Here is a 26,858-nt window from a genome sequence, read left to right on the forward strand (position 1 = left end):
TTAATCAATCGCTACTTGGGAGACTGCACGTAACAGCACAGCGTTGCCAGTCGACAAAGTAAGTGTGACTCTTGAGGTAGTCACAAATGAAACTTTTTTGCCGTCCTTAACCCAGCTCTCAACGGTTTTAACGTTTGCCTTTGCTTGTGAGCCAGTCGTAACGATATTGTTGATGCTAATATCATAACGATAATTTGACGTTTGGCTCCAACTGTCTTGTAATAATTTTAAATACGCATTTTTATCGAGACTGGTAGACTTCCCCTTTCTGGATAAAGAGATCAGTGCATCATCAGATACCAAACGGGCAACTTGGTTGATGTCATTATTATTAGCTGCTGCTTTCATCGCAGTGGCATAGTTTTGTACCAAGTTCTCATTCATGGTCGCAGCTTGAGCAGTAATGGCAGCAGTACTGGCCATTACCGTCAACGTAGCAACGCTCGCACTTTTTATAAACAGAGCCAATAGCCCTTTATTCCACAGTTGTTTCATTATAATCCTTAAAGTGTTTCTTATTATTTAATTGTGTTGAGTAATTGACACTCTATTAATGGTATTTTTAGCCTATCACTAAATACTCACACCTATGTAACGTCATGTGTAATTATTGCATGTATACCTACCTAGTATCCTACTATTACGTCCTAAGCGCTTTATCTTCATAGGCTCCTGTATAAGTCTTCATGAGGTTTTTATACATTTACTAAGCTTTGGTATTGTCATGTATTACTTCTTCATCATCGTTAAGCTTCATACCTAAGCGCTCCACTCGCCTATCCATCATTTGACGAGCCAACGCCTGCATGTCTTCGACACGATCTATCTCATCGACGATCTCAAGACCTAAGAGAGTCTCAAAGACATCTTCTAATGTCACCAGACCTTTGACTTCACCATATTCACCTACCGTGATAGCGATATGAATACGATTTTTTAGCATCAACTCTAATAAATCAAACAACTTCATTTTTGAAAATACAAAGGTAATTTCTCGTTCAAATTGCGTCAAAGGTTTATGCATCGCATGATTGACTTTTGCCAACAGCATATCCGTTTTTAGGACGAAACCGGTAATGTTATCCAAATCGCCATCATAAATAGGTAGGCGCGAAAACGTCAGTTTTGGACGATCAACCAATACTTCAGCAACCGTTTTATTCTGTTCAAACGCAAGCATGACTGAGCGCGGTGTCATAATATCTTCGACTTTAATGGCGCCAAAAGCGAGCAAGTTACGAATAATACGTGACTCTAACGGATCAATCTGGCCAGATTCTTCCCCTATACTGGCAAGCGCAGCAAACTCACGGCGGCTAAAAACATGTGTCTCTTTACTGCGCACCAGTAATTTTGTCAAACGCTCTGAAAACCAAATCAGAGGATAGAGTATAAGAATAATACCGCGTACAAAGTAAGCTACTATGCCGCTTAGCTGACGCCAATAAACCGTTCCTAACGTTTTTGGAATAATTTCAGATAAGAACAAAATCGCCAAAGTCATGATTGCAGAAAATAGACCAAACCATGCGCTGCCAAAGACGATCGTTGCCTGTGCACCAGCACCAATCGAACCTAGCGTATGGGCAACCGTATTCAATGTCAAAATAGCCGCTAAAGACTGATCAATATTGTCAATCTTTAAACGTCTTAACATGTTTGCTTTGTTAGGATTGCTTTCTTCGACATCAGCGATATACGAAGGGGTCATACTGAGTAATGCGGACTCTGCTAAAGAACAAATAAACGATATACCAATAGCGATAGCAACAAAAAGTATAAGTAGGACAATACTGGTCGCCGTTGGTGCCGCTGATGCTGGGGTTTCAGCAGCTTGTGATAAAGCCGCCTGTGCTGAATGAGGTAAAACAATCATAAATGCAGTCATCAATACTGATAGACCAAATACTACCTTTGTACTAGGACGAGAATAACGCGTCGTCGGGGGAGGTTCAGCAGGCGCTTCTTTACGATGAGCGCGTGGACAACATAGACGAGGTGTAAACGAAAAAATGGTGAACAAGTTAGGTAACCTAAACAATGAAAAAAGAATGGAAAAGGATAAAATACAATGAGCTTTATTGCTAGTAAATACAGTGACTGCTCGCGTTTAACTCACAATGAACAAAGCCTAACGAATACAACAGCTCTGTATAATAAGAACGACAAATCCGCGACTCCTTACGCTAACAGACGATACAATCAATCATTTGATAGTAGCACTGATGCTTATATTTAACAATTAAATGTCGTGCTATCTACCTGTCCAAAAAACACCCTATTTTAAATAAAAAACATAGTAATAAAATTGTATGAGCAATGCTCTTATTGGTGGTGTCAAATTGACACAAATTCAATATCTACTGACTTAGTATATTTCAATATATCGTCATTTTATTTTAGTTAGTTACTGCCCAAAGGGATTGTCGCACTAGATATCGGCTGCTAGTATGCCAGTACATTAAGGAAAATACCCTCATCCCATGATTAACAGTTACCAAGATTGGGATTTTTTGTTACTATGCGTTTAATTTTATCGTTCCCTATGACTTATTGAGAGAAATTATGAGCTTATTTATTCAAGCTGCCCATGCTGCTGCTCCTGAAGCCGCAGGCGGCGCATCACTGTTTGGTCAAATTCTATTGCCAGTAGCTTTTTTTGCAATTTTTTACTTTTTGGTCATTCGTCCTCAATCGAAGCGTACCAAAGAGCATCGTGCTATGGTAAATGCTTTAACTGTTGGCAGCGAAGTGATTTTCGCTGGTGGACTTATGGGCCGCATCAAAAGCCTTGAAGGCGACTACGCTATTATTAGCTTAAACAACAATACTGACATTAAAGTACAGCGAGCTTCTGTTATCTCAGTATTACCTGCAGGCACCATAGAAAGTGTATAAATAGCGAGCATATAAATATTGATGATGGATCATCGCGTTTAGCATTTATCATTATGGCCTTGACTCATACATCGATAAAAATGACCGTTGATACTCTACGGTCATTTTCTGCTACTAGACTGCCAAATTAATGACACATTGATTCCTCGTTAGTTCCTAGGTTAATCCGTTGCCCTTTAATTAGTCGATTCACTGTAGCAAACTTACCTTTTATCTGCGTATTGCGGCTCAAAAGTTAGTCGTTCTATAATGCTTAGCGTTCTATTATTATAGCGGATGCTTGCAATGATGAATGATGCTTCATACTGATTATGATTATTGTTCATGATAACTGTAAACACTCCATCTGCTAATCTGTGGCCTGCATCGCCAGTATCTTATCAACTTAAAGAAGTGATTATGCAATATCCCGCTTGGAAGTACCTACTTATCACCGTCGTACTGATCATCGCTGGTCTGTACGCTGCACCCAACCTCTACCCTGATGAGCCTGCTGTGCAGATTACCAGTGCTGCAGCAGGTACACAGCTATCTGAAGGTATTTTGACTCAGTCAGAGAGCCTGTTAGAAGAAGCTGGCGTAAGCCACCATGATGGCACTTTTGAGGGCAACAGCGCCCTGGTACGCTTAGACAATCCAGATGCTCAGCTCAAAGCACAAGAGGTCCTCAAAAAGAACCTTAGTGACGATTATGTGGTTGCGCTCAACTTAGCGCAGACAACGCCGCAGTGGCTACGTGATATTGGTGCAAAACCGATGAAGCTTGGCTTGGATTTGCGCGGTGGGGTACGTTTTGTTCTAGAAGTTGATATGGACAAGGCTCTAGAGCAGCGTCTGACCAGTGCCAGTCGTGATGTTCGCCGTGAGCTACGTGCTGAGCGTATTGCAGTTAAGGGCATTAAGTCTGAGTCACAAGGTATTGTATTACATTTCGCTGATACAGATACCCGTAACCGTGCACAGAATATTCTTCAAGGCTCGATGGGCAATAACTTTACTTTACAGTCCTCTATTGATGATCAAGGTCCGGCGCTCATCATGGCTTATAATGATGCGACATTGGATGAGATCAACAGTTATGCGGTCAATCAAAACTTAACCACCCTACGTAATCGTATTGCTGAGCTTGGTGTTACTGAAGCCTTAGTACAGTCTCAGGGTGCTAGCCGTATCGTCGTCGAATTACCTGGCGTACAAGACACCGCGGAAGCCAAACGTGTACTTGGACGTACTGCAAACCTCGAGTTCCGTCTGGTTGCCAAAGACAGCGAAAACTTTATGGGTGGTATTCCTCCTGCTGGTACCGAAGCCTTTCCATTTCAGACACTTGACGGTCCACCTGTACTCTTAGAGCGTCAAGCCATCGTCACTGGTGACAAAGTTACCAATGCCCAAACCAGTCTTGATGAAAGTGGCCGTCCTGAGGTCAATATTACCTTGGACAGCGCGGGCGGCAAGCTTATGCAAAATGCAACCCGTACCGCTGTTGGCGATCAAATGGCGGTATTGTTTATCGAAAATAAACAAAGAATTACATATGAAGAAGACCCAGCTACAGGGGAATCTGTTGAAGTGCGTACCCCTTACGCTGAGACCAAGGTCATCAACCGCGCTAATATTCAAGCAGTACTAGGCTCATCGTTCCGTATTACTGGACTAGACAGCAATGCTGAAGCGGCTGAGCTTGCTCTATTACTACGCTCAGGCGCACTTGCAGCCCCAATGTATTTTGTTGAAGAACGGACCATTGGGCCGTCACTAGGACAAGAAAACATTGCTAAAGGTCTGTTTTCAACTCAGATTGGTTACTTACTAGTCTTTGTCTTTATGATTATTTTTTATCGCCTGTTTGGGGTCATTGCCAATGTAGCATTGGCAGTAAACGTCATTATCATTATTGCGATTATGTCGATCTTAGGCTCATCGCTTACTCTACCTGGGATTGCTGGTGTGGTCTTGACCATTGGTATGGCAGTAGATGCCAACGTACTCATCTTTGAGCGTATCCGAGAGGAGCTGGCAAACGGAGTGCGGCCAAAATCTGCAATCGTGGCAGGCTTTGATCGTGCTTTTAGTAGTATTTTTGATGCCAACATCACCACATTATTGGTCGCGTTTATCTTATTTGCGATTGGTACTGGTCCGATTAAAGGCTTTGCGATCACCTTAGCTATTGGTATTGTCAGTTCGCTATTTACCGCGATTTTGGTAACGCGTGCACTGGTACAAATTGCTTATGGTAAGCGTAAATCTATCAAACGTTTGAGTATCGGCTAGGAGAATAACATGGCGATTGAACAAAATAACAATCCTGAGAATAATACGCCGACGTCTAGTAGCTCAGGCGGCGCAGGTAACAACCCTAATGATAACCAGAAGCGTCGTCGCCGTAATAAGCCTCGCCGTGATGGTAAAGGTAGCAATGCTAAAGCCAATAATCCTACGACGGCAAAAGCTGGCAAAGGTAAGTCTCATGGGACTAACAAAAGCTCAAAAAATGAGCAAGCATTGGCGACTCAAGCAGACAATGCTGCTATCGATAACGATCATAACCAAATAATCGATAGCGCTGCTGATGACGCTGCTGCAAAAGAAGGCGGTATCAAGGCAGTTGGTAATCAGCGTATTATTCCGTTTATGAAGATAGAAAAGCCTATGGCAATTTTGTCTTTATTCATGGTCATTGCTAGTATTATTGCGATTGCGGTCAATGGTCTTAATCTTGGTTTGGACTTTACTGGTGGGGTCTCAGCAGATGTACGTTATGAGCAACCCGCTGAGCAGATTGAAGTCGTACAAGCATTGGCGGATAATGGTTTTGATGATGCTGTCGTACAGTATCTAGGCACGCGTCAAGAGCTACTTGTACGCTTGCCACCACAATCTGACAATATTGACGGTCTAAGCGCCAGCTTAACTCAAGCTTTAGCGTTACCCAATAACGCTGCTGATATTAGTAACGTTAACATTATCGGCAGTCAAGTCGGTAACGAGGTCTATTTAAACTCAGTTATGGCGTTAGTGCTGGCGCTGGTTTGTATGCTTGGATATGTCGCTCTACGTTTCCAGTTTAAGCTGTCACTTGGCGCAGTCATGTCGTTGTTTCATGATGCTGTCGTTACTATCGGTGTCTTTGCATTATTTGGTTTCCCCTTTGATTTGACCGTTTTGGCAGCCATATTGGCGCTGATTGGTTATTCGTTAAACGATACGATTGTCGTCTACGACCGTATTCGTGAGAACTTCCGCCGTGTCCGCGGGATTAGTCCCAGTCAGACGGTTGATTTGTCATTAACAGAAACGCTGCGCCGTACCATTATGACCATTTCAACAGTACTATTAGTTGTATTAGCCATGATGTTCTTAGGCGGTGACGGGCTATATTGGTTCTCAGTAGCACTATTCATTGGTCTGCTTGCTGGTACTTATTCGTCAACCTATATTGCAAGCTCTATCCCTCTTAGAATGGGTCTATCACGAGATGACTTCGTTGTAAAAGTGAAGCCTGAATTTGAAGAAGAGATTGTGACTTTCAATGATCCAAAGATGTTTGAACAAGACTAATGGTAAACACCTATTTTGATAGCATTGGCTTCAATAACGGTGTTTAATAATAGTAGTATTGACTAAGAGACGACTAAAAAATCGAGTAAAAGCACCTAATCGTTAGGTGCTTTTATCTTTATATAATATATAACCACCAAATATATTTAGTAGTACAAGCTCATCCCGCAGCCATGTAGTAAACGGGCGGGTATTATTAGCTGTGTTTACGCAGAAGTGATTATCTTATGCCAACGTCTACCCCATCAACAGTCACGTCGCCTATTGACACACGCTACAGACGTATTGTCGCGATTGCCGTTCCAGTTTTATTAGCCAATCTAGCCATGCCGCTCCAAAGTGTGATTGATACCGCCATCGTCGGCAATATGAATGATGCCGCAAAGCTTGCAGGCATGGGCCTGGCAATACAGCTTTTATCCCTACTGCTTGTTAGCTTTAACTTTTTACAATATGCATCTTCTGGTTTATCTGCACAGGCATTGGGGCAACTTTCAGATAGTAGCAACTCTATAAACTCGCAGCAAAAAGCATCGCCACTGCTATCTATTTTGCAGCGTGCGCTCTTATTAGCCGTTGTCATTGGTTTGGTGTTACTACTAGCGAAGCCTTGGCTCATAAGCTTTGGCTTGCAAGCGTTGTCTGCCAATCCTGATAGTGGCGCTGCTGCCAAAATTTATTTAGATGTACGCTTTTGGGGAGTCATTGCTGAGCTGATGAACTTCGCTTTTATTGGCTGGTTTGCAGGTCAAGGCAAAACGCGCTATATGCTCTATCAGCAAGGCTTTATTGCTGTATTTAATATTATTTTGACGCTGTTCTTTGTTTACGGTATGCAGTTGGGAATAGCTGGCGTTGCGTTAGGGACTACCATTGCATTTTGGTCAGGGGTTGTATTGGCCTTGTGGCTTAGTCGCCGACATTTACAATTGACTTGGCCTACTTTCTTTCAAGTGGACCCGCAGCATTTTACTAAAGATAAAATGCTTAGGCTATTTTCTTTGAATAAAGATATTTTTATTCGCACGCTTATTTTAACAGTGAGCTTTGCATGGATTACTCGCCTCTCTGCTCAAAGCGGCGATTTAGTATTGGCTGCTAACGCAATATTGTTGCAAGTATTGAGCATCTCAGCCTTTGCGCTTGATGGCGTAGCAGTGTCAGCTGAGACTTTAAGTGGACAAGCAGCGGGACGTCGTGACTGGTCGCGCTTTCGTGTTATTGTCAAGCGTACAGGCATCGTCAGCTACGCTCTTGCTTTACTATTAAGTACGATTTGGTGGCTTGCCATGCCAACTTATTTAGATTTAATGACCAATATTGAAACGGTCTTTACCTTAACGAATAGTTATCAAGGTTATGCCATACTGCTCCCACTCGTTGGTGTGGGCGCTTATTGGCTTGATGGTATATTTTTTGGTTTGACAGCAGGACATGTCATTCGCAATGCCGCCTTGATACTGGCTATCATATTTTTTCCTCTTAGCTGGCTACTTTATCAGCAGTGGGACATGACTGGTATTTGGCTTAGTGTATGGTGTCTATTGTTATTGCGCATGCTAATTCTTAGTGGTTTTTTGTACTATGCGCATAGAACTGGCAGTTATGAAGAATTACAACCAATTTAATGAGTTATTAAATATACTTTCAACCATATTATAAACGCATATAATAAAAAGCATTGTTTACAAACCATCATGTCTATAAATCAATATTTCGACCAACCCGTTAAGCTTGACCATCTTAGGATATCTTGTGAATACTTATTCTGAACAACAGCAAAAATCCGCTTATCAATGGGCTGAAGGCTTTAAAAAAAGCATTCCAGTCGCTATGGGCTATCTACCTGCAGGTATCGCTTTTGGCGTCTTGGCACAAATCGCCGGTGTGCCTATATGGGCAACGATTATGCTCAGTATCGTACTGTATGCAGGGGCGGCTCAATACGCTTGTCTCCCCATGCTTAGTGCCGGCCTGCCCATAGGTAACATTGCGACAAATATCGCAGCCATCAACCTGCGTCACGTATTTTATGGGATGCCGCTGTTACAGTCTCTACCAAAAAACAAAATAGCCAAAACCTACTGTTTATTTGCGCTAACGGACGAAACATTTTCGGTGATGACCAGCTTACCACATGAGATACGGCGTGCGATTATATTACCCATCAGTTTGTTTAACCAAAGCTGGTGGGTATTGGCAAGCGCTGTTGGGGTAATGATCGGCAGCACTCTTGGTGACTTGGTGCCGCATTTGGATTTTGCGTTGGTTTGTTTGTTTGCAATCTTAGCTTACGAGCAATTTCAAAGTATTAAACGCTACTTCCCTATTGGCATCGCAGTCGTTGCTTTGACTATTGCCTCGTTATTCACCAGCAATTGGTTACTTCTGGTAGCGATTACCATCTGTATGCTCATGATTTTGGCACGTGGTTTTTGGGTACAACATAAAGTGACGGGAGAGAACGATGAATAGTAGCTATTTGATTGCAGCCACTTTCGCGATGGCTGGAGTTACCTTTATTACTCGTGCTATTCCAGCATTAATACCAAAAAAGCTTCTTGATACGCCTTGGCTACATCGACTCAATGAGAGCTTACCGCTATCTGTCATGGTCTTATTGATTTTGACCAGTCTCTCCTATCAAAACTTGTCTGTTAGCACTGGGCTAAATAGCGCTGAGGTGCAATTATTACTTGCTCAAATTGGCGCATTGTTACTAGTACTAATCATCTATCATATTAGCCGTCAGTTATTAATAAGTATGGTCGTGGGTATTGCAGCGATTAATGGCCTACTTTGGATGTTAACCAACGTTTTGGGTTGATCATGTTTATAAGTTGATAGATTATTACCTAATACTTAGTAGATAAAAATAATAAAAAAGGCTGAATTCAATTAAGAATCCAGCCTTTCATTTATATAATACCTTTGAGTCATACTATAGTTAGTTCGCTATAAAAACGATACGGCGAGACTGGTATAAATTTTTTGCAGCCTCTGACAGCGTAGACACAGCAAGCAAGAAAAATTGATACCAGTTACCCATTATGTTATAACGCATCGGTTTTATTCGTATCGTCTATACTGACTAAAAATGGTTATTTAAGACTCTTCTACACCCATCATATCGACAGGCGTATCTGCGACAATTTGTACCCCTTTTTTACCAGCTTTAGCGATTTCGCTACGCTGCTCTTGCAGGTGATCAAGATAAGCTTCATTGATTTGTCCAGTGATATAGCAGCCATTAAATACGGCACAATCAAAACCTTCAACGCGGCTATGCTTTGTATCTTTTACCGCATCGATAAGATCATCTAAATCTTGAAAAATCAGACGGTCAGCACCAATGATTTTACGTACCTCTTCCACACTGTGCCCTGAAGCGATAAGCTCGCTACGTACCGGCATATCAATCCCATATACGTTAGGATATTTTACTGGTGGCGCAGCACTGGCAAAAAACACTTTTTTCGCCCCTGCATCGCGTGCCATTTGAATAATCTCATGACAGGTGGTTCCACGGACGATAGAGTCATCAACCAATAAAACGTTTTTGTCTTTGAACTCTAACGGCACGGCGCTAAGTTTTTGACGAACTGATTTTTTGCGCTGCTGTTGACCTGGCATGATAAAGGTGCGACCGATATAACGGTTTTTCATAAACCCTTCACGGTACTTAATATTCATCTTCAGTGCCAGCTCCATCGCTGAAGTACGCGACGTATCAGGAATCGGAATCACCACATCAATATCGTGGTCATCGCCCCATTCATCGAGGATTTTTTGTCCCAGTTTTTCGCCCATACGAAGGCGCGATTTGTAGACAGAGATATTGTCCATGATAGAGTCTGGACGCGCAAAATAGACATACTCAAAAATACAAGGCGTATACTCTTTTTGCTCTACGCATTGATACGTATGTAGATTGTGATCCAAATCGATAAAGATAGCTTCACCAGGTTTGACATCACGAATAATACTAAAACCGCAACCAGTTAACGCCACTGACTCAGAGGCAACCATATACTCTGTGCCGCCATTCGCAGCTAAACGTTCGCCAAAGATTAGTGGACGAATGCCATTTGGGTCACGAAACGCCAATAAGCCATGACCAGTAATCATCGCTACTACGCCATAAGCGCCTTCACAGCGAGCGTAGACCGCTTTTACTGCTTCAAAAATATCATCAGACGTTGGATGAGTCTTACCTAGATTTTGCATCTCGTGAGCAAGAACGTTTAATAGTACTTCAGAATCTGAGTCAGTATTTAAATGACGACGATCATCTTGATATAACGATTTGGCCAAGCTTTCAGCATTGGTCAAGTTACCGTTGTGCGCCAAAGTAATGCCATAAGGTGAGTTTACATAAAATGGCTGTGCCTCTGCACTGCTTGAAGTACCCGCAGTAGGGTAACGAACATGGCCAATACCGAACTTACCCACCAGTCTGACCATATGACGGTTCATAAAGACATCACGAACCATACCGTTTTCTTTACGTAGATATAGGCGACCATCCTGCAAGGTCACAATACCCGCCGCATCTTGACCACGATGTTGCAACATAGTTAAGGCATCATAAAGAATTTGGTTGACTGGCTCATGAGCTGCAACCCCAACGACTCCACACATAGTTATGTCCTATTTAAAACCACACATTAGTAACACTATAACGGTAAGCTGAATAACAATGTTGCCTACTAGCTTACCGATGACCTGATGATATATATTTACTGATATTTGTTTCACTGAACTGAGCATTTTCTTGGCTCTAACTCACTGATTCAAGAATAAAGATACTGATTGATTTAAGAATAAAGATATTATATATGATGACATATTAACGACAATATTTAGATAGTACATTATCAACAGTGGCGATTTAAATTGTAGATACCACAGAGGTTACATAATGATGAATGCCAATTTATCAAGGTTTCACTTGTCGTAACTAGAGTCGTTAGAACTAGCTTTGCCATATCTAAGACTGATTCATCTGCTCCCATGCACTGCCTAATACATCTGATGCAAGCGTTTTTGCCATTGGCGCATAAGGAAGTAGCTCAGGGGCCAGTACAGAAGTTTGCCACTGCGGAAGCTGTACTAATAACGGCGCACTGACACTAAGAACGACTAAAACCACAAGAGTGTTTTTGGCCGCCCCTAATACACCGCCTGCCATTTTATCTACCACGCCCAAGCGTAAAGTTTTAAGCACTCCTGAAAATACAAACGCTACTAAATGCATCACAGCTAACACTACGATGACGATGAGTAAAAAAGCCATCGCCATTTGTAATACAGAGCTTTGGGTCAGCCCCGATAGCTGCGGCGCAATAGGACCAGCTAAACGAGTCGCAACAATCAAAGCGATAAACCAACCAACTAAGCCAACCGCCGTCTTGACAAGTCCTATTTGAAAACCACGCCATAAGCCAATAAGGACCACAATGGCAATGACGATATCTAGACCACTCATACTTACCGCCTCATGGCTTTATAGGACCATCTTAATTAGATGTCTTGGGCATCATAATAGCCGCCAATAGCTTGAATACAAGACTGTACCAAGCCTGGGCCTCGATAGATAAGACCTGTATAAAGCTGAACCATATCTGCCCCCGCTTTAATCTTTTTAACTGCCTTCTCGCCACTATCGATGCCACCAACGCCTATAATAGTCACTTTACCCTCTAGCTGATCTGAGAACTGTTGCAAAATTTGAGTACTAATATGACTGACGGGACGGCCAGATAGACCACCTGCTTGATCGCCATCGGTCAGATCCTCAACCCCCACTCGGCTCAAGGTCGTATTGGTTGCAATCAAACCATCAATGTCAAAATCCAACAATTGCTGCGAGATATAATCGACTTGTAGCGGCTCTAAATCAGGAGCGACTTTTAATACTAACGGCACATAGAACCCGTACTCTGTCGCCAGCTGGCTATGACGATTTTTAATCACATCTAACAGCTGCGTTAACGCCTCACCGCTTTGTAAGTCACGCAAATTTTTTGTATTGGGTGATGAGATATTGATTGTAATATATGAGGCATGGGGGTAAACACGTTCTAGACAGTAAATATAATCGTCAGCCGCATTTTCGACGGGCGTACTGGCATTTTTACCAATATTGATACCGATGTTGCCTTTATATTTACAGCGTTTGACATTTTCAATCAGGTAATCGACACCCTGATTATTAAAACCCATACGGTTAATAATAGCATCTGCCTGTCTTATTCTAAACAGACGTGGCTTATCATTCCCAACTTGCGGCTTTGGCGTGACCGTACCCACCTCAATAAAGCCAAATCCAAGCTCAGCCAGTGCGTCAATATAATCGGCATTTTTATCCAATCCTGCAGCCAGACCAACAGGGTTAGAGAACTGCAGACCCATGCAGTTCGTAGGTTGCATAGATTGACCATAAGCCAAACCCAAAGCCCGTGCTTTATGAGCTTTAGCCAGTAAAGATAGAGTCATATCATGAGCATGTTCAGGATCCATCTTAAACAAAAAAGGGCGAAGCAAGGCGTAAGACATAATAACGATAAACCCGGTCTGGATAGAAATAGTGAATGAAATAAGATGGATGAAACATTGAGCGTCATAAAGCGCTGCAATTATATCAGCTTAACAATAATAAGACCAAAGTTTCATTCTTAATATCATGGGCAACGACTGAATACTAGCTGTGTTTTGACAAGCATAGACAGACGCATTAATAGTCAATTAAATTATGGTACAGGGCGATTGTCAGTAAGCGCAATCCAGCCTCTGATAATACGGTATAGGTGCCAAATAAAAGTAAAAAGCATCAGTAACGCGCCAAACCCGGCCAACAAAAATGAACCGATAGCTATATTACCACTATCAGCCAACATACTGACGCCAACGCCACCGAGCGCAAACGTTATGATAATCGTTCCTATGATAAAAAATACTATACTGTACCAAAAAGTCTTAATCTGCCAGTCAAAGTGTGTCGCAAGCCATGTACCTTCAGCATCACGGCGTTTGCCATAGTTCATTATGATTGGCACAATCCACAGCAGCCCTGCCGTAAAATAGCTGATCACATAAAGCAGATAGGTGATGTGATTATAAGTGATTAATGCGCGCTGCTCTTTTTGGGTCAACAATGGTCTCTCTTGCTGCATAACTCTGTGTGTCGTTTGTGAGTCAATAAAAGGTTCGGTAGTCCGTGTTTTTGTATATGAATGCTTATCGGTTTTATCGTTAGAAGACTGGTTCATAATTTTTATCCATAACTGACAGTAGCCATTAAGTACTCAATTGTGGCAAATAGCGTCGCTTTCAAGATGACAATTACCACGTCCTGATAATCTAACTTACAGTAACGGTTAAACGTAGATGAATATGTAAAGAGCCTTTGAGACAAGTTTTCAAAAATAAGGTTTATTAAGACGTGGCAGTCGCTTGTACTTGCACCTGCTTGGTCGCCACATCCTGCTGCATCGACAGCTTTGTAAACTGCCAGCCTTGTTGCTCAAGCTTACCAAGTGCAGCACTGACAGTCGCTTGGCTCGGATGACTAAAGCTCAATTGCACCCCTGCACCATTGGCCACCACTTGCGCATTATCGATACCTGAGCTGTTTAATGCAGTATTCACGCGGCTTGCTGGTGGCATTGCATCATCACCATCTTGATTACTAGCAGTATTTAATGCATTGGGGTCGATATTGGCTGCTTGTGAGCGTAACCAAAAATAATCAGCGACCTGCTCTTGGTAATTAGACTTACTCTCTTTAGCGGCTTGATGAACACTATAGCCACCGTAACCACCAACAAATAACAATAAAAACACCAGCAAAACAATCAATGCCATCTGATCACGAGAAGAGAGTGCTTGCCAGCGTGACCATAGCGTGTTTTGGTAGTTGTTCACACGTGCTGACAAGGCATTGGTTGCTAACGAACTGTGGGTGGTGCGGCGCTGTAATAGTTTCATCACTTGACCTTGATGGATGGTATAAAATTTAAAAACTAAAAATTTAAGATTGTGCCATATTGTCTACGGCCGCAGGATCATCGGCGATATCGATGGTAATCTGTCCACTAAACTGTCCTTGCTCATTACTGTTAACTCGCTCTAGGCTTGCTTGGATACCTTGTGCCGTCAATGTGCTGGCAAACTTATCAAGACTACCACGGTCTGGCGCTATTAAGGTAAAACTTAAGACAGATGGCTCCATAACCAATGCCTGTGCATGTAACGATGACTGCTTAATAAGCGGTGATATTCGACCGAGTACTGCTAGGTGCGACGCTGACTCCTGACTATCGCTACGCAGCTTTGGTTGCATCTGCACCTGTAATTTAGTGCGATTGGTATTGAGAATTTCATCTGGAAACCATGACTGGTACTGCTTCGCGGTTGCCATCTGTGCGGCATCAGCGGCAGTATTATAACGATAAATTTGTAAGGCATCAGTTGCCATTTGCAATACCAATGCTGACAATGCAACCATCATCGCCACTCGTAAATAGGGCGATAAATTTGTGGTTGATGACTTGATAAAAAAGTTAAGTGCGTGGCGTTCTGGTATCTCTATTGGCATAGGGACTGTAGATAAAGGCGTTGATAATATCTGCTGTTCTGCCAGCAAGTTGGCTGTTTCTGTCGCGATACTTGTTTCTGCTATAGAGTCTGATGTAAAGCCTGACTCCAAATCAGTTTTTTGCGAGTTGTTGCTATTATCTGACAAGTTATCAAATGCATTAATTGGAGCGCTAATAGATGCTAAATCAGCCGATGATATCGACGGCAATATACAAACTTCACTCAAATGCGGCAAGCGCTCAAAAATAAGCGGCAAGTAATTTACTGCCAAGCCCTGATATTGTGACTGTCGTAATAAAGCAGTATATTCATCTTGATATAAAATTATCTGCTGAGCGGCCCCCTCTTCAGGAATTGGCAACAGTAAAAAGTCCGGCAGTAGCGCATTGATACTTAGGCCGACTAAAGCTGCGCTTTGTTGCCATGATTCTATATTGTTTTCAGCCAGCGCATAAATATGATGTGCATGCGTATCGCCAATCTGCCTAATTGCCAATTGCTCAACTGGAGTTAAAGAAGCTTCTTCAAATAAGTACTGCTTACCTGTGTTACCAAGCTGCTTTAGCTGGGCTGCATTTAGCTTCGTATCGACTTGCAACAGATAGCTGGAGGGAAAATAAAGACAAAGTGATGAAGCACTGTTTTTGTTATTACCATAAATATCATACAGCTGTTGCCAGCCGGTCACAGACTGCCATTCTTTTGTATCAGCGTGCCAAACTGCTAACGGACTATGCTGCGATCTTATCCAAACATGTAACACCAAGCGTGTCCTTACTTAACTTATGAGATAAATTATTAAAATAAAACCAACCATTAAACATTTCGGTAGTTAGTCATGGTCGCCCGTTAAATCAAAGCGCGGTATTGACTTACGCCTCTATAATATTAATGGGGCTGCTGCGGCACAAAACGGTCTATTTCGTTTGCCATACCAGTCATGACAAATTCCATCTCAAAGACACGTGCTTCAGCCAAAGCGAACGACTCAGGATTATCACCAGTTAATAACCCAGCAAGGTAGGCAATGATAGACATATGACAGACCACCACCAAACACTCGGCTTCAATCTTTGCAATATCTGCTAATGCCATATGGGCATCATCGGATGGTGTAATATTATCTTGTGTCGTAACTGGCACTGCAGTAGCACGCGATTGTAGCGCAGCCAACGTTTGCTGTGCGCGTTTATAAGGGCTTACTACAAAGTGGTCTGGCGCATAATGCTCAATAATATATTCAGCCGTTTGTGCTGCTTGCTGTTGACCATACTCAGTCAATTGCCGTGCGCTATCTGGACGAGTCTCATCTTCTGCTTGTCCATGACGCATTAATATAATCTTCATAATACCCCTTTATTACCGCTTATTACATAACTTTTAGCAAACTTATTTTTTGTCTTTGCTAGCACTGTCATTTTTAGCAGTACTTTTTTTAGCATCTTTATTTTCAACCGAATCATCGTCAGTATTAGTAACGTTTTCAGCATTGTTTTTAGAATCAGAATCTTGTTCTTGGTCATCTGGATTACTAGCGGCCGCTTGCATCTGTGCAGTAAGCGCCGCATTACTATAATCGTGTGGCATGACAAACTCGACATCGCTACGAAACCCTGCTTCCATCAAGTGCAGTGCTACACCAAGCGCTGCTTTATCTTCATAAATAACAGCGTACAAAGCATGGGTTATCGGCATATAAATACCGTCTTTGGACGCTTTTTCATGCACTTGCTGGATCGTATTAACCCCTTCGGCAGTTTGTCCCAGTTTTTTGACCGCTGCATCAATATTCATACCGCGACCGAGCATATTACCAATTTGATAGTTACGGCTCAGCTCTGAGCTACAGGTAGCGTACAAATCGCCAACGCCTGATAAGCCTAAGAACGTCAAAGGGTTGGCACCAGCTTCTACCCCAAAACGACTCATTTCAGCCAACGCTCGGGTTAGTAGCATGGCTTTGGTGTTTTCGCCCACATCATATGCAGCAGCCATACCCATGGCAATGGCATAAATGTTTTTGAGCGCTCCGCCAAGCTCTACCCCGCGTATGTCATCACTGGCAAATACTCGAAAAAACGCGCTGTGTAGTGCAGCTTGCACTGCATGACGCAAAGGCTCAGAATGACTGGCTATTACTGTCGCTGAGGGCATATTTTTCATAATCTCGATAGCAAGATTTGGCCCTGACATCACCCCAAAGTTTACTTCTGGTAGCTCATCTTTAATGATATCACTCATCAGCGCAAAGGTGTCTTTTTCCATGCCCTTGGTCAAAGATACAACCGACTGTCCTGTAATAAATGGCGCAATACTCTTAAGCGTCTCACGAAATGCCAAGCTTGGTACTGCAAGAAAAATAATGTCTTTATCTTTGACGGCAGATGCTAAATCGTGACTGTATTTAAGGCTTTCATCTAGCTTATAACCAGACAGATATTTTTTGTTCATCTGTGATTTAGCCATAGATTTAACCGTACGCTTGTTACGAACCCAGAGGGTTGTATCACAGCCATTACGGGCGGCTAAGTTTGCCATCGCTGTACCAAAACTACCGCCGCCTAAAAACGCCAAACGTAGCTGATCTGGATTATCACGTACTTGTTCCATATTTTTGGCGACATCGGCTTCAACGGCACTAGGATTAAGCTTTCTTCGGCCAAGCCCTGATTTAGTTGCGCGCTCAATAATACCTGCCAGCAGACCACTAGACTTTTCAGTACTAGCGGTATCCAAACTTATATCGTCTGTCTTTTGATTGGGCGCTACTGTATCGACAGCTTCTTTATTTGGCTTTTCTTTGGATGTATTGTTTTTGGTAGAGCTTGTCATATCTAATTATCCGTGTTGACTGCTTATATCATTGAGGCAGATTACACTGTCTGCATAAAAAGGTATAGCGTTATATGATGCTTTAGTTCTGATACATCACCACACCAACTATGATTAAAACCGATAAAATGACGCTTATGATTCAAAGCGTACTAACGGTTCGATATCGATCGGTTTACGTTTTGGCTCATCTTTGGAACTAGTGCCAATATAAACAAAAGCGGTGACATAATCATCTGGACCGACATCGAAATACGCTTTTACCGCAGGCTCGTTACACAGTAATCCTGTACGCCATACGGTACTAAAACCTTGTGCTTTTAGAGCCAAAATCAAATTTTGTACAGCAGCACCAGCACTTAGCATTTGCTCAAAAGGTGGGACTTTTTTGTGTGCTTGCATTTGAGTCGCAACAGTAATAATAAGGGGGGCGCGTAATGGCATATTTCGAGTTTTTTTGATGGTTTTTTCAGACAAGTCCTCGCCATCTTGCACCGCTTTTGTCTTTGCAGCTTCAAGAAGGGCAAGACCCAGCTCATGACGAGCATCGCCTTCCGTCACAATAAAGCGCCATGGACGAAGCTTCTTATGATCAGGCGCAGTTGCAGCGCATTCAATAGCCTCTTGGATTTGGGCACGAGTTGGTGCTGGCGCATCCAGATTTCCCATACTGCGTCTTGAATTAATCCAGCTGATTAGTTGCTCACCAGTAACGTCTGTATTGTCAACTCCTTTATCATCATCAACTATCTCTTTATTATTCTTATTTTCGTCAGATACATTCATCATCTATCCTTAATTATTATCATTATTGTCGCTCAGTATGAGTGATATTCTACAACTAAATACTTGATAGTTAAATCAAAAAACAGTTACGCAGCGTCAACGTTTTCAACACGATGTTGCATTTTTAAATAATCTTCTGATTGCATCTCAAGCAAGCGTGAGCGCGTACGTTCGATCTCAAACGCGAGTTTTTCTCCTTGATACAGCTCTAGAATCGATTGTTCCGCTCGTACCAGTAGCTTGACACGGCGATCATAAAACTCATCAACCAGATAAATAAAACGACGAGTAGGATCGCGCAAGTCATCGTCTAGTGCTGGTACTGCATTGACCAACACAGTGTTAAATCGCTTAGCAATCTCAATAAAATCAGAGGCAGAACGCGGCTCCATACACAGATGACGAAAATCGCAGAACAAAATATCTTCGGTACGAGCATTGATTTTTATTTCACGGCCATTGATAACGATGGGCTCGTTACTGATTTTTTGATTGTTAGATAAGCTGGCAAAACGGTTGGCAAGCCAGTGATGATTGGCTTTGGTCATCGGCGACTCATACAGCTCTGCTTGCTGTAATACACGCAAACGATAATCAATGCCTGAGTCAATATTCATCACGGTAGTATGACGCTCAACCTCAGCAATGGCAGGCAAGAAACGATCTCTATGTAAGCCATCTTTGTACAAGCCCGATGGTTCAATATTAGAAGTGGCAACCAAAGTAACACCGCGGTTAAACAACATAGTAAACAGATCCCCTAGGATCATTGCATCAGAGACGTTAGAGACAAAAAACTCATCGAAACAGATAATCAGCGCTTCTGTATGAATAATATCAGCGACTTTTTCTAGCGGATCACTTTGACCTTGTAACGTATTGAGCTCGCTATGTACACGCTGCATAAAATGATGAAAATGCTGACGCATCTTACGCTCAATCGTCAAAGAGTCATAAAACATGTCCATCATCCATGTTTTACCACGGCCAACGCCGCCCCACATATACAGACCTTTTGGTGCAGCAGGTTTTGACTTTAAAAAACTGAAAAAGCCCTTTTTTTGTTCGGCACTACTATTAAGCTGATGATAGAGATCATCAAGGTAGCTCATAGCCTGATATTGCTGCTCATCTCGAGTAAACTCATCAGTACCGATCGCTTGTTCGTAGCGTTGCAATGGCGATAATCTCATAATGCGACTCATCGTTAGACAAAATAAATAATAAAGTAACCCGTTAACTCTGCTTCCCCATAACGCGGAAAAACTGAGAACCAGTTATAATTAATAGTCATGCTAATAAATAAAACTATTAGGTAAAATCTATGTACCACTACCAAAGCTGTGCTCTTCTAATAAACCCTTAAGCTCAGATAAACGTCCATGGAAAAAATGCCCTGCACCGTCCACCACACTAACACTAATACCTAAGCGTTCAGCAAATGCCTGCATAGTGGCAGGCTCAATCACTTCATCAGCATTACCATAAATCTCAAAGGTCTTGTCGGCGGGCAAATACAAATCGCTGCTGTCGTTCTTCTCCACCGATGGTGCGATAAGGGCGATTTTTGCAACTTCAAAATCACTCATCCCCCAAATATGAGAGGCTTCAAGTATTTGCTCAGCGACGCGTGCTGTCACATAGCCACCGAACGAAAAACCACCAAGCCATAGCTTGCGTGCAGCGCTTTGTTCTGCAATCCATTGTAGCACGGTCATTGCATCTACCACTTCACCGTCGGCATAATCATGCTCACCAGTCGACTGCCCGACTCCGCGAAAGTTAAAACGTACCACATGCATACCATTGTCACGAGCAAAACGGTACATGGTCGTGACCACTTTATTATTCATCGTACCATCAAAAAGTGGGTTGGGATGGCAAAGCAGCGCCACTGTATCGGTATCTGGATCATTAGGGTTATCTTGTTGCCATAGTGCGTCAACTTCAAGCACACCAGCCGGAGCAGGAATCAATTGCATAGATTTACTTATAAATTGAGAATAGATAGGTTAATTATCCTAGATATGATTTATATTTCAAGTGATTTGCTGTGTACTGTTGCTGTTTGTTTGACTTTTGCTTGTTATAATCCATCATTTTGAGTAATTAGTGAATTTTCGTGCCTATCATCTAGAAACAATGTACAAATAGAAACAATGTACAAAAATTAAGGATAATTTATGAAGACCCTTAGTAAAACCACAATATTGACGGCTACTGTAGCCACTGTTCTTGCCTTGAGTGCGTGTCAAAGTACGCCTTCATCACCTGTTATTCAGCGCGCCAACTCAATTTATGAAACAACTGGTATCGCAGATACTAAGGTGAAGGCTCAACAAAATGCGATGGATAGTGCGCAAAAGACTTGCAAGAGTAAGCAAGTTATTATCGTTGATGACAAAATGACGTATAACAGTATCTTGGATGAGCGCACTGGACGTATGGTTGGACAAGCGGGTGCCGTTATTGGCTCAATCTTCGGCACTGGTACGCCAGATTTGTCCCGTAGTGACGATTATGAGTATAAAATTAACTTTCGTTGTCAGTAATCGTCAATCGTCTATAACAAACAAAACAGGTTGATAGTAGCATCACTAGCTTCTCTTTTTGTATGTCCGTTTTTGGGTTAAACTGTCGTATTAAATGTTTAAGCCATCTTATTTAGTCTAAAACAATCAATTCACAAACAAACAGACTACAAACACTCAGCTTTTAATCTGTCCTTACCTTTGGTTTTTTATTATGCGCAAACCCAATCTCTCAAATATAAAACAAGCAAAGGTATTAGCACCTGCCAAGGATTTGGCGACATTGGAGGCTGAACTCGCCAAGCAAGAAAATAGTCCTGAAGTCAACCTAGAGGATACCGTGTTGCGACTTAGTGATTACCTATCAGCGGTTGAGATGGTTATCAAGCAAACCTTTAATCATCGCGTGTGGGTAAAAGCAGAGATTCGCAACCTGTCTAGCAAAGGTGGACATTATTACTTTGAATTGGCAGAAAAAGACGACGATGGCAAAGTTATCGCAAGCTGCCGTGGTAACCTGTGGCGCTTTAAAGCCGCCCGCGTCTTAGCGAAGTTTGAGCGCGCAACTGGCATGGCGCTTGAGCGCGATTTAACGGTACTGCTCAAAGTATCGGCAGGTTTTCATGCACAGTACGGCTTCTCGCTCACTATCGAAGACATCGATCCCAGCTATACGTTAGGCGACTTGGCGCGGCAATATGCCGAGATGATCGACCGCTTAACCGGTGAAGGTTTGTTACACCTGAACCAGCAGCTGCCTACGCCATTTGATATTGAGCATGTGCTGGTCATCGCACCCGAAAAGGCCGCAGGATTGGGTGATTTTCAAGCCGACGCAAACCGCTTAGCCAGTACCGGTGCGTGTCAGTTTCATTATCATCATGCTACCTTTCAGGGCAATCATGCCCCAAGCGAGATCCGCCAAGCAATTGTTAGCGCCCAAAAACAATTTTACGATACTTATCAGCGTTTACCAGATTTGTTAGTGATTATTCGCGGCGGCGGTGCCGTTGGTGATTTGGCCTACCTCAATGATTATGAGCTAGCAGCATTGGTGGCTGAGCAGCCTATTCCTGTATGGGTCGGTATCGGTCATGAGCGTGACAAAGTTATCTTAGATGAGGTGGCGCATACCAGCTTTGACACTCCATCAAAAGTAATCGCCGCAATCAGTAGTCATTTAGCCCAGCTAGTCACTCAGACTTTGCAATATCAAGCACAAATTAAGCAAGCAGCAAAGCGCCAGTTGAATATAGCTGAGCAAAGAACGTCACGACAACTGGGCCAAATACAATCGCAAACTGTCGGTCAGCTAACCGCACTGCGAAAAGACAGCGATTATGCGTGGCGTAGCATTCAGCAAAGCGCACAGCGCCAAGTTAAGCAGGCAGCAAGACGAACTAGTGAGCTACGCGAGCAGACCCAATCCTCAGCTTATCAGCAGTTGGCAATGGCTGCTACAAATAGTAAGGATTATCAAAAAACTGTTATGCAAAGTGCTCAGCAGCGCGTCATACAAGCACAACGCAATAGCGAACATTTACGTGATATTGTACTACTGCACCGTCCGTCTCGCGTACTCAAACAAGGCTATACCATGCTGACTGATGCAAAAGATAAGCAGATATTCACCAGCAGTACGCAGCTTTATCCTGAGCAGACCATTCATATCGTCTTAAAAGATGGTAAAGCAAAAGCACAGATTATTGATATTAAAACTGACAACAAGATGACAGAATCTACTGACACACTAACCGAATCATAAGTCGAATTTTAGTAACTTTTATCTATCTTTTTTTAACCCTACTTTTGAACATTAGGAAACCTTATGACAACCCCTACTCGCCGACGCAAAAAAGCCGCCCCAAAAACCTTTAAGGCGGCTTACGATATTCTAAAAACCAATGCAGCTGAACTACAACAGCAAGACGAGCCAGACATTGATAATCTGATGACAACGGTAGAAGAGTCGATCGCTGCTTATCGCGTGTGCGAAACCCGTATCAATGCCGTGCAACAAGCACTAGATGCAGCTTTTGCTGAAGAAGAGAAAACAGAGACTAACGATCTTTAGACAGTCGTTATTCTGGCTCATCAACCTCAAAAACTTGGCGCAAATACGCCAGATAGGTATTATTATTGATCATGGTCTTGCCTGGGCTATCAGACAGTTTAGCGACTGGTTGCCCATTGCATTCAACCAGTTTAAGAACGATATTAATTGGTGTGATGCCCATATCATTGGTGAGATTGGTACCAATGCCAAAGCTGGTTTTGATGCGATCTTTAAAGTATTGATGCAGCTCCCATGCCTTATCAAGATTCAGACCGTCACTAAAGGTCAAAATTTTGGTCTTAGGATCTATCTTTAATTTCTTATAATGAGCGATCGCCTTATCACCCCAGATATAAGGGTCTCCGCTATCGTGACGCAGGCCATCAAATAGCTTGGCAAAATACAAATCAAAGTCGCGTAAGAATGCATCCATACCAACGACATCTGTTAGAGCAATACCTAAGTCGCCGCGATACTCATGAACCCATGCTTCAAGAGCCGCTTTTTGTGAATCACGAAGACGTACATCTAACGCTTGAAACGCCTGCATAAACTCGTGTGCCATCGTACCGATTGGTGTCATTCCTAATTTTTTTGCCAGATACACATTAGATGTACCGCCCACTATCTTTGGGGCAGCCTTGTGTAGAGTCTCAACCACATGCGCTTGCCAAGCTTTGCTAAAACGCCGGCGAGTACCAAAGTCAGCGACAATAAAGGGCGGCGTATCATGGCTGTATTGGGCTTGTTCTGCTGCATAGTGATGCAACAAGGCAACTTTTGCATCCAGTCTACGCTGGCCTTCTTTAATCACACTAGGATCGGACAACGCATTAAAATACAGCTCATTCACTATTGCTAACACAAACACTTCAAAGAACATCGCTTGTATCATCGGTCCTTCAATATCGATACATAACCTGCCTTTTGTGTCAGTACTTACCGTAATAAATCGACGCTTTAGCTGAAACAGCTCAAGATAATCAACGAAGTCTGAACGAATAAAACGCAACCCTCGTAAATACTCCAATTCGTCTTCTAAAAACCGCAATTCACACAAACTGTCGAGCTGGTGCTCTAATGACGCTTTGATATCTGCTAGCGGATAAGCGGTGTCTTTATTGTTACGGCAACGAAAACGATAAACCCCGTGTGTCTGTGGAAACTGATGTAGCATGGCTTGTAACATGGTAAATTTGTACAAATCGTTATCAAGTAACGAGGTAATAATAGGTGCATAGGTAACGGTCATGCTAGGGCCTTAAAAACACAAAAATAAGAAATAAACGTCACCTAACACTTAAAGCGACATAATAGGTGATCGATAAGCTCAGAACACTTACTGCTCATGAGTCATCAATAAAAGGTCAAGTATAACGAAGTTTGTTGTTTTTTTCAGAACTCGCTATTGATTACAGCAAAATTACTACGATTGGCTAGAGCGTGTCCTCAATAACCAAACGGGAATGTATCAAATGATCCTTCCTCCCGCTGTTTTGGCAACGCTTCAACGGCACGCGTTTTATCAAACCAGATATACTCATCGAACTGGGCTGGCAAAGAGGCATAAAAATAATGACTTTGTAATTCCGTTTCAGGTCTATAAATGACGCCTATCGCTCGCTCTAAACGCTCTGGGAGTAGTTTTTTACGAATGTCTTCATGCAATGGATAGCGCAATGGTAAAAGAAAATTGTCAGTAGCAACCTCATGAAAAACACGTTCATAACTGTCAACATGTGATGGTTGTACTTGTTTTATCTCCATGGGTCCGCCCCAGCTAGACGCAGCAGCAACCGTACCATGATCGGTACCAAAACCTATATTATAGGCTTTGTCACCATATTCTTGGCGCACCAATTGACCTATATTTAATTCGCCACGTGCACTCATTTGGGTTGCTCGAGCATCACCAAGGTGGGAATTATGTGCCCAAACAACAGCTTTTGATTGAGCGCCTCTAAACTCAAGCACCGCCTGCAATGTTTCAAACATATGTTGATCACGCTGGTTCCATGAGTTGTTTTTGGCATAATACACAGTACGATAATAACGTTCGGCATCGGCTATTAGCTTGGCATTTTGTTTGGCATCAAAAAGTTGTTCACCATTGGTGGCAGAATACTCTAACTCTATCTTGAGTAAATCCTGTAGATTGTTGAGTACTTCTGATTCACAACTTTTATGTTGCTCGGTTATCATCGCACGACTGTATAAAGAAGGATCGTCTTCCCAAGGCATCAGACATTCGTAGCGCTCGCGGGCAATTTCTGCCGTCTTAGGATCCACTTTTTGTAAATAATCCAATACTCTGTCAATAGAGCTATATAAGCTGTATAAATCTAAACCATAAAAACCTATTTTTTGTTCTGAAGATTCAGTTTTTTTATTATAGTCATGGAGCCAGTGGGTAAATTCAAGCACTGATTTATTTGCCCACATCCAAGTAGGAAACCTAGAAAAAGGTTTATTCTGCCGCAAAGCATCATGCTCTCTACCATGAATATAATGATTAATATGCGCCGCATCTGGCCAGTCCGCTTCAGCAGAGACAATAGTAAAGCCTTTCTTTTCTATGAGTTCTTTGGTTATACGAGCTCGCATTTCATAAAATTCAGCCGTACCATGTGACGCCTCACCAAGCAGTACTACACGACTATCTCCGATACGCTCCATGAGATTATCTAGGTTAACATCATTAATACTTGTAAAATGCTCACTTGATTGACCAATCAATTCAGACAAACTTCTATTAGCTTTCATTGTTTTTCTCCTGCCAACCTGCTACGCCAATAAGAGGTACAAAACGAACACCACCCAAATCTTCTGTCTCATATTCATTTTCATTGATACGCCGAATACGAACCAGTTTTTGAGAATTCAAAGATGCGCCCACGGGAATGACCATACGCCCGCCGATGGCTAGCTGTTCTTTGAGGGCTTGCGGCGCTTCAGGCCCTCCTGCTGCAACTATAATGGCATCAAAAGGGGCATGATCTACCCAACCAAGTGTCCCATCGCCATGCTTGACCTGAACATTGGTATACCCTAATTCTTTAAGTTTTATCTGAGCAGTATCTGCCAAAGCTTTGTGGCGCTCAATGGTATAAACAGTCTCACAAATCTCCCCAAGCACGGCTGCAGCATATCCCGAACCTGTACCGACTTCAAGTACACGATCATCTGACTTCAATTCAAGGGCCGCCGTCATCAATGCAACAATAAAGGGTTGTGAGATGGTCTGGTTTTCTTCAATAGGTAGGGGTGAGTCTTTATAAGCAAACTCGATGAGATCTGTAGGTATGAATGCTTCACGTGGTACCGTACCTAGCGCATTAAGCACCGTTTGATCGTGAATGCCGCGAGCCGCAAGTTGGCGGTCTATCATTTGCTGCCTTAGTTCTTCAAAATTATCCATGATGATTTCCTTAATTTTCATTTTGGAGTAGTCAATATCATTGATATCGTCAGTCCTAAACAAAATAGATAAACATACATAACTGAGATAAATTTATTTGTTGGCTATACGCTTTTCCAAAAACTATGACAATTGCTTTTAGCTGGGTTACATTCTTTTTAGTTTATAAATA

The 26,858-nt window shown here is 42.5% G+C and carries 25 protein-coding genes; 9 read left to right on the top strand and 16 right to left on the bottom strand.

Annotated elements, in window-relative coordinates; genetic code table 11:
- Entirely contained in the window at nt 1–495 is a 495-nt protein-coding gene (locus Q0890_RS00250) for a hypothetical protein (protein ID WP_299215978.1), read from the bottom strand.
- Nucleotides 496–706: 211 nt separating this feature from the next.
- Nucleotides 707–1,888, bottom strand: a complete 1,182-nt coding sequence (locus Q0890_RS00255) for a CNNM domain-containing protein (RefSeq protein WP_299217943.1) — start codon at nt 1,886–1,888, stop codon at nt 707–709.
- A 677-nt stretch (nt 1,889–2,565) separates the two neighbouring features.
- Between Q0890_RS00255 and yajC the strand changes: the two genes are divergently transcribed.
- The 6 genes from yajC to Q0890_RS00285 all read left to right on the top strand — a co-directional run bounded on the left by yajC (nt 2,566) and on the right by Q0890_RS00285 (nt 9,289).
- Nucleotides 2,566–2,898: a preprotein translocase subunit YajC gene (yajC, locus tag Q0890_RS00260; RefSeq protein ID WP_058368608.1), complete on the top strand. Its 333-nt coding sequence runs from the start codon at nt 2,566–2,568 to the stop codon at nt 2,896–2,898.
- A gap of 399 nt (nt 2,899–3,297) precedes the next feature.
- A complete protein-coding gene (gene secD / locus Q0890_RS00265) occupies nt 3,298–5,175 on the top strand; it encodes a protein translocase subunit SecD (RefSeq protein ID WP_299217945.1) in 1,878 nt (625 codons plus the stop codon).
- Between the two features lie 9 nt (nt 5,176–5,184).
- Nucleotides 5,185–6,462: a protein translocase subunit SecF gene (gene secF, locus Q0890_RS00270; protein ID WP_299215981.1), complete on the top strand. Its 1,278-nt coding sequence runs from the start codon at nt 5,185–5,187 to the stop codon at nt 6,460–6,462.
- A gap of 227 nt (nt 6,463–6,689) precedes the next feature.
- The gene (locus Q0890_RS00275; RefSeq protein WP_299215984.1) at nt 6,690–8,090 is read left to right on the top strand and encodes an MATE family efflux transporter; all 1,401 of its coding nucleotides are present in this window, start codon (nt 6,690–6,692) and stop codon (nt 8,088–8,090) included.
- A gap of 205 nt (nt 8,091–8,295) precedes the next feature.
- Nucleotides 8,296–8,937 (top strand): AzlC family ABC transporter permease, encoded by a 642-nt coding sequence (locus Q0890_RS00280; protein WP_299217947.1) that lies wholly within the window; start codon nt 8,296–8,298, stop codon nt 8,935–8,937.
- Nucleotides 8,930–9,289, top strand: coding sequence for an AzlD domain-containing protein (locus tag Q0890_RS00285; RefSeq protein WP_299215987.1), 360 nt, complete (start codon nt 8,930–8,932; stop codon nt 9,287–9,289). The genes Q0890_RS00280 and Q0890_RS00285 overlap by 8 nt, the downstream gene beginning before the upstream one ends.
- 278 nt (nt 9,290–9,567) lie before the next feature.
- Here the strand turns inward: Q0890_RS00285 and purF are convergent, their stop codons facing one another.
- From purF to Q0890_RS00340, 11 genes are all read right to left on the bottom strand, one after another.
- Nucleotides 9,568–11,103, bottom strand: a complete 1,536-nt coding sequence (purF, locus tag Q0890_RS00290; RefSeq protein WP_299215990.1) for an amidophosphoribosyltransferase — start codon at nt 11,101–11,103, stop codon at nt 9,568–9,570.
- A gap of 349 nt (nt 11,104–11,452) precedes the next feature.
- Nucleotides 11,453–11,950: a CvpA family protein gene (locus tag Q0890_RS00295; RefSeq protein WP_299215992.1), complete on the bottom strand. Its 498-nt coding sequence runs from the start codon at nt 11,948–11,950 to the stop codon at nt 11,453–11,455.
- Between the two features lie 35 nt (nt 11,951–11,985).
- On the bottom strand, nt 11,986–13,020 hold the full coding sequence (locus Q0890_RS00300; RefSeq protein WP_299215995.1) for a quinone-dependent dihydroorotate dehydrogenase: 1,035 nt from the start codon (nt 13,018–13,020) through the stop codon (nt 11,986–11,988).
- A 194-nt stretch (nt 13,021–13,214) separates the two neighbouring features.
- Nucleotides 13,215–13,733: a hypothetical protein gene (locus Q0890_RS00305; RefSeq protein WP_299215998.1), complete on the bottom strand. Its 519-nt coding sequence runs from the start codon at nt 13,731–13,733 to the stop codon at nt 13,215–13,217.
- 166 nt (nt 13,734–13,899) lie between these two features.
- Nucleotides 13,900–14,451, bottom strand: coding sequence for a type II secretion system protein GspM (gene gspM / locus Q0890_RS00310; RefSeq protein WP_299216001.1), 552 nt, complete (start codon nt 14,449–14,451; stop codon nt 13,900–13,902).
- A 43-nt stretch (nt 14,452–14,494) separates the two neighbouring features.
- On the bottom strand, nt 14,495–15,826 hold the full coding sequence (gene gspL, locus Q0890_RS00315) for a type II secretion system protein GspL (RefSeq protein WP_299217949.1): 1,332 nt from the start codon (nt 15,824–15,826) through the stop codon (nt 14,495–14,497).
- A gap of 125 nt (nt 15,827–15,951) precedes the next feature.
- Nucleotides 15,952–16,410 (bottom strand): phosphohistidine phosphatase SixA, encoded by a 459-nt coding sequence (gene sixA / locus Q0890_RS00320; protein WP_299216003.1) that lies wholly within the window; start codon nt 16,408–16,410, stop codon nt 15,952–15,954.
- Between the two features lie 42 nt (nt 16,411–16,452).
- Nucleotides 16,453–17,895 (bottom strand): NAD(P)H-dependent glycerol-3-phosphate dehydrogenase, encoded by a 1,443-nt coding sequence (locus Q0890_RS00325; protein WP_299216006.1) that lies wholly within the window; start codon nt 17,893–17,895, stop codon nt 16,453–16,455.
- Nucleotides 17,896–18,030: 135 nt separating this feature from the next.
- The gene (locus Q0890_RS00330; RefSeq protein ID WP_299216009.1) at nt 18,031–18,681 is read right to left on the bottom strand and encodes a nitroreductase; all 651 of its coding nucleotides are present in this window, start codon (nt 18,679–18,681) and stop codon (nt 18,031–18,033) included.
- Nucleotides 18,682–18,767: 86 nt separating this feature from the next.
- Nucleotides 18,768–19,874: a cell division protein ZapE gene (zapE, locus tag Q0890_RS00335; protein WP_299216012.1), complete on the bottom strand. Its 1,107-nt coding sequence runs from the start codon at nt 19,872–19,874 to the stop codon at nt 18,768–18,770.
- A gap of 129 nt (nt 19,875–20,003) precedes the next feature.
- Complete coding sequence (locus tag Q0890_RS00340) at nt 20,004–20,663, bottom strand: alpha/beta fold hydrolase (RefSeq protein ID WP_299216015.1); 660 nt, start codon at nt 20,661–20,663, stop codon at nt 20,004–20,006.
- Nucleotides 20,664–20,864: 201 nt separating this feature from the next.
- On the opposite strand from Q0890_RS00340, the gene Q0890_RS00345 reads away from it, so the two are divergent.
- The 3 genes from Q0890_RS00345 to xseB all read left to right on the top strand — a co-directional run bounded on the left by Q0890_RS00345 (nt 20,865) and on the right by xseB (nt 23,286).
- Nucleotides 20,865–21,233, top strand: coding sequence for a hypothetical protein (locus tag Q0890_RS00345; protein ID WP_299216018.1), 369 nt, complete (start codon nt 20,865–20,867; stop codon nt 21,231–21,233).
- Between the two features lie 193 nt (nt 21,234–21,426).
- A complete protein-coding gene (gene xseA, locus Q0890_RS00350; protein WP_299216021.1) occupies nt 21,427–22,977 on the top strand; it encodes an exodeoxyribonuclease VII large subunit in 1,551 nt (516 codons plus the stop codon).
- 63 nt (nt 22,978–23,040) lie between these two features.
- Nucleotides 23,041–23,286, top strand: a complete 246-nt coding sequence (xseB, locus tag Q0890_RS00355; RefSeq protein WP_058368594.1) for an exodeoxyribonuclease VII small subunit — start codon at nt 23,041–23,043, stop codon at nt 23,284–23,286.
- A gap of 7 nt (nt 23,287–23,293) precedes the next feature.
- Here the strand turns inward: xseB and pncB are convergent, their stop codons facing one another.
- The 3 genes from pncB to Q0890_RS00370 all read right to left on the bottom strand — a co-directional run bounded on the left by pncB (nt 23,294) and on the right by Q0890_RS00370 (nt 26,686).
- Nucleotides 23,294–24,520 (bottom strand): nicotinate phosphoribosyltransferase, encoded by a 1,227-nt coding sequence (pncB, locus tag Q0890_RS00360; protein WP_299216024.1) that lies wholly within the window; start codon nt 24,518–24,520, stop codon nt 23,294–23,296.
- 197 nt (nt 24,521–24,717) lie between these two features.
- Entirely contained in the window at nt 24,718–26,031 is a 1,314-nt protein-coding gene (locus Q0890_RS00365) for an erythromycin esterase family protein (protein WP_299216029.1), read from the bottom strand.
- The gene (locus Q0890_RS00370) at nt 26,021–26,686 is read right to left on the bottom strand and encodes a protein-L-isoaspartate(D-aspartate) O-methyltransferase (RefSeq protein ID WP_299216032.1); all 666 of its coding nucleotides are present in this window, start codon (nt 26,684–26,686) and stop codon (nt 26,021–26,023) included. The genes Q0890_RS00365 and Q0890_RS00370 overlap by 11 nt, the downstream gene beginning before the upstream one ends.
- Nucleotides 26,687–26,858: the final 172 nt, after the last annotated feature.

This window comes from uncultured Psychrobacter sp., from assembly GCF_947488565.1.
Taxonomy (GTDB): Bacteria; Pseudomonadota; Gammaproteobacteria; order Pseudomonadales; family Moraxellaceae; genus Psychrobacter; species Psychrobacter saeujeotis.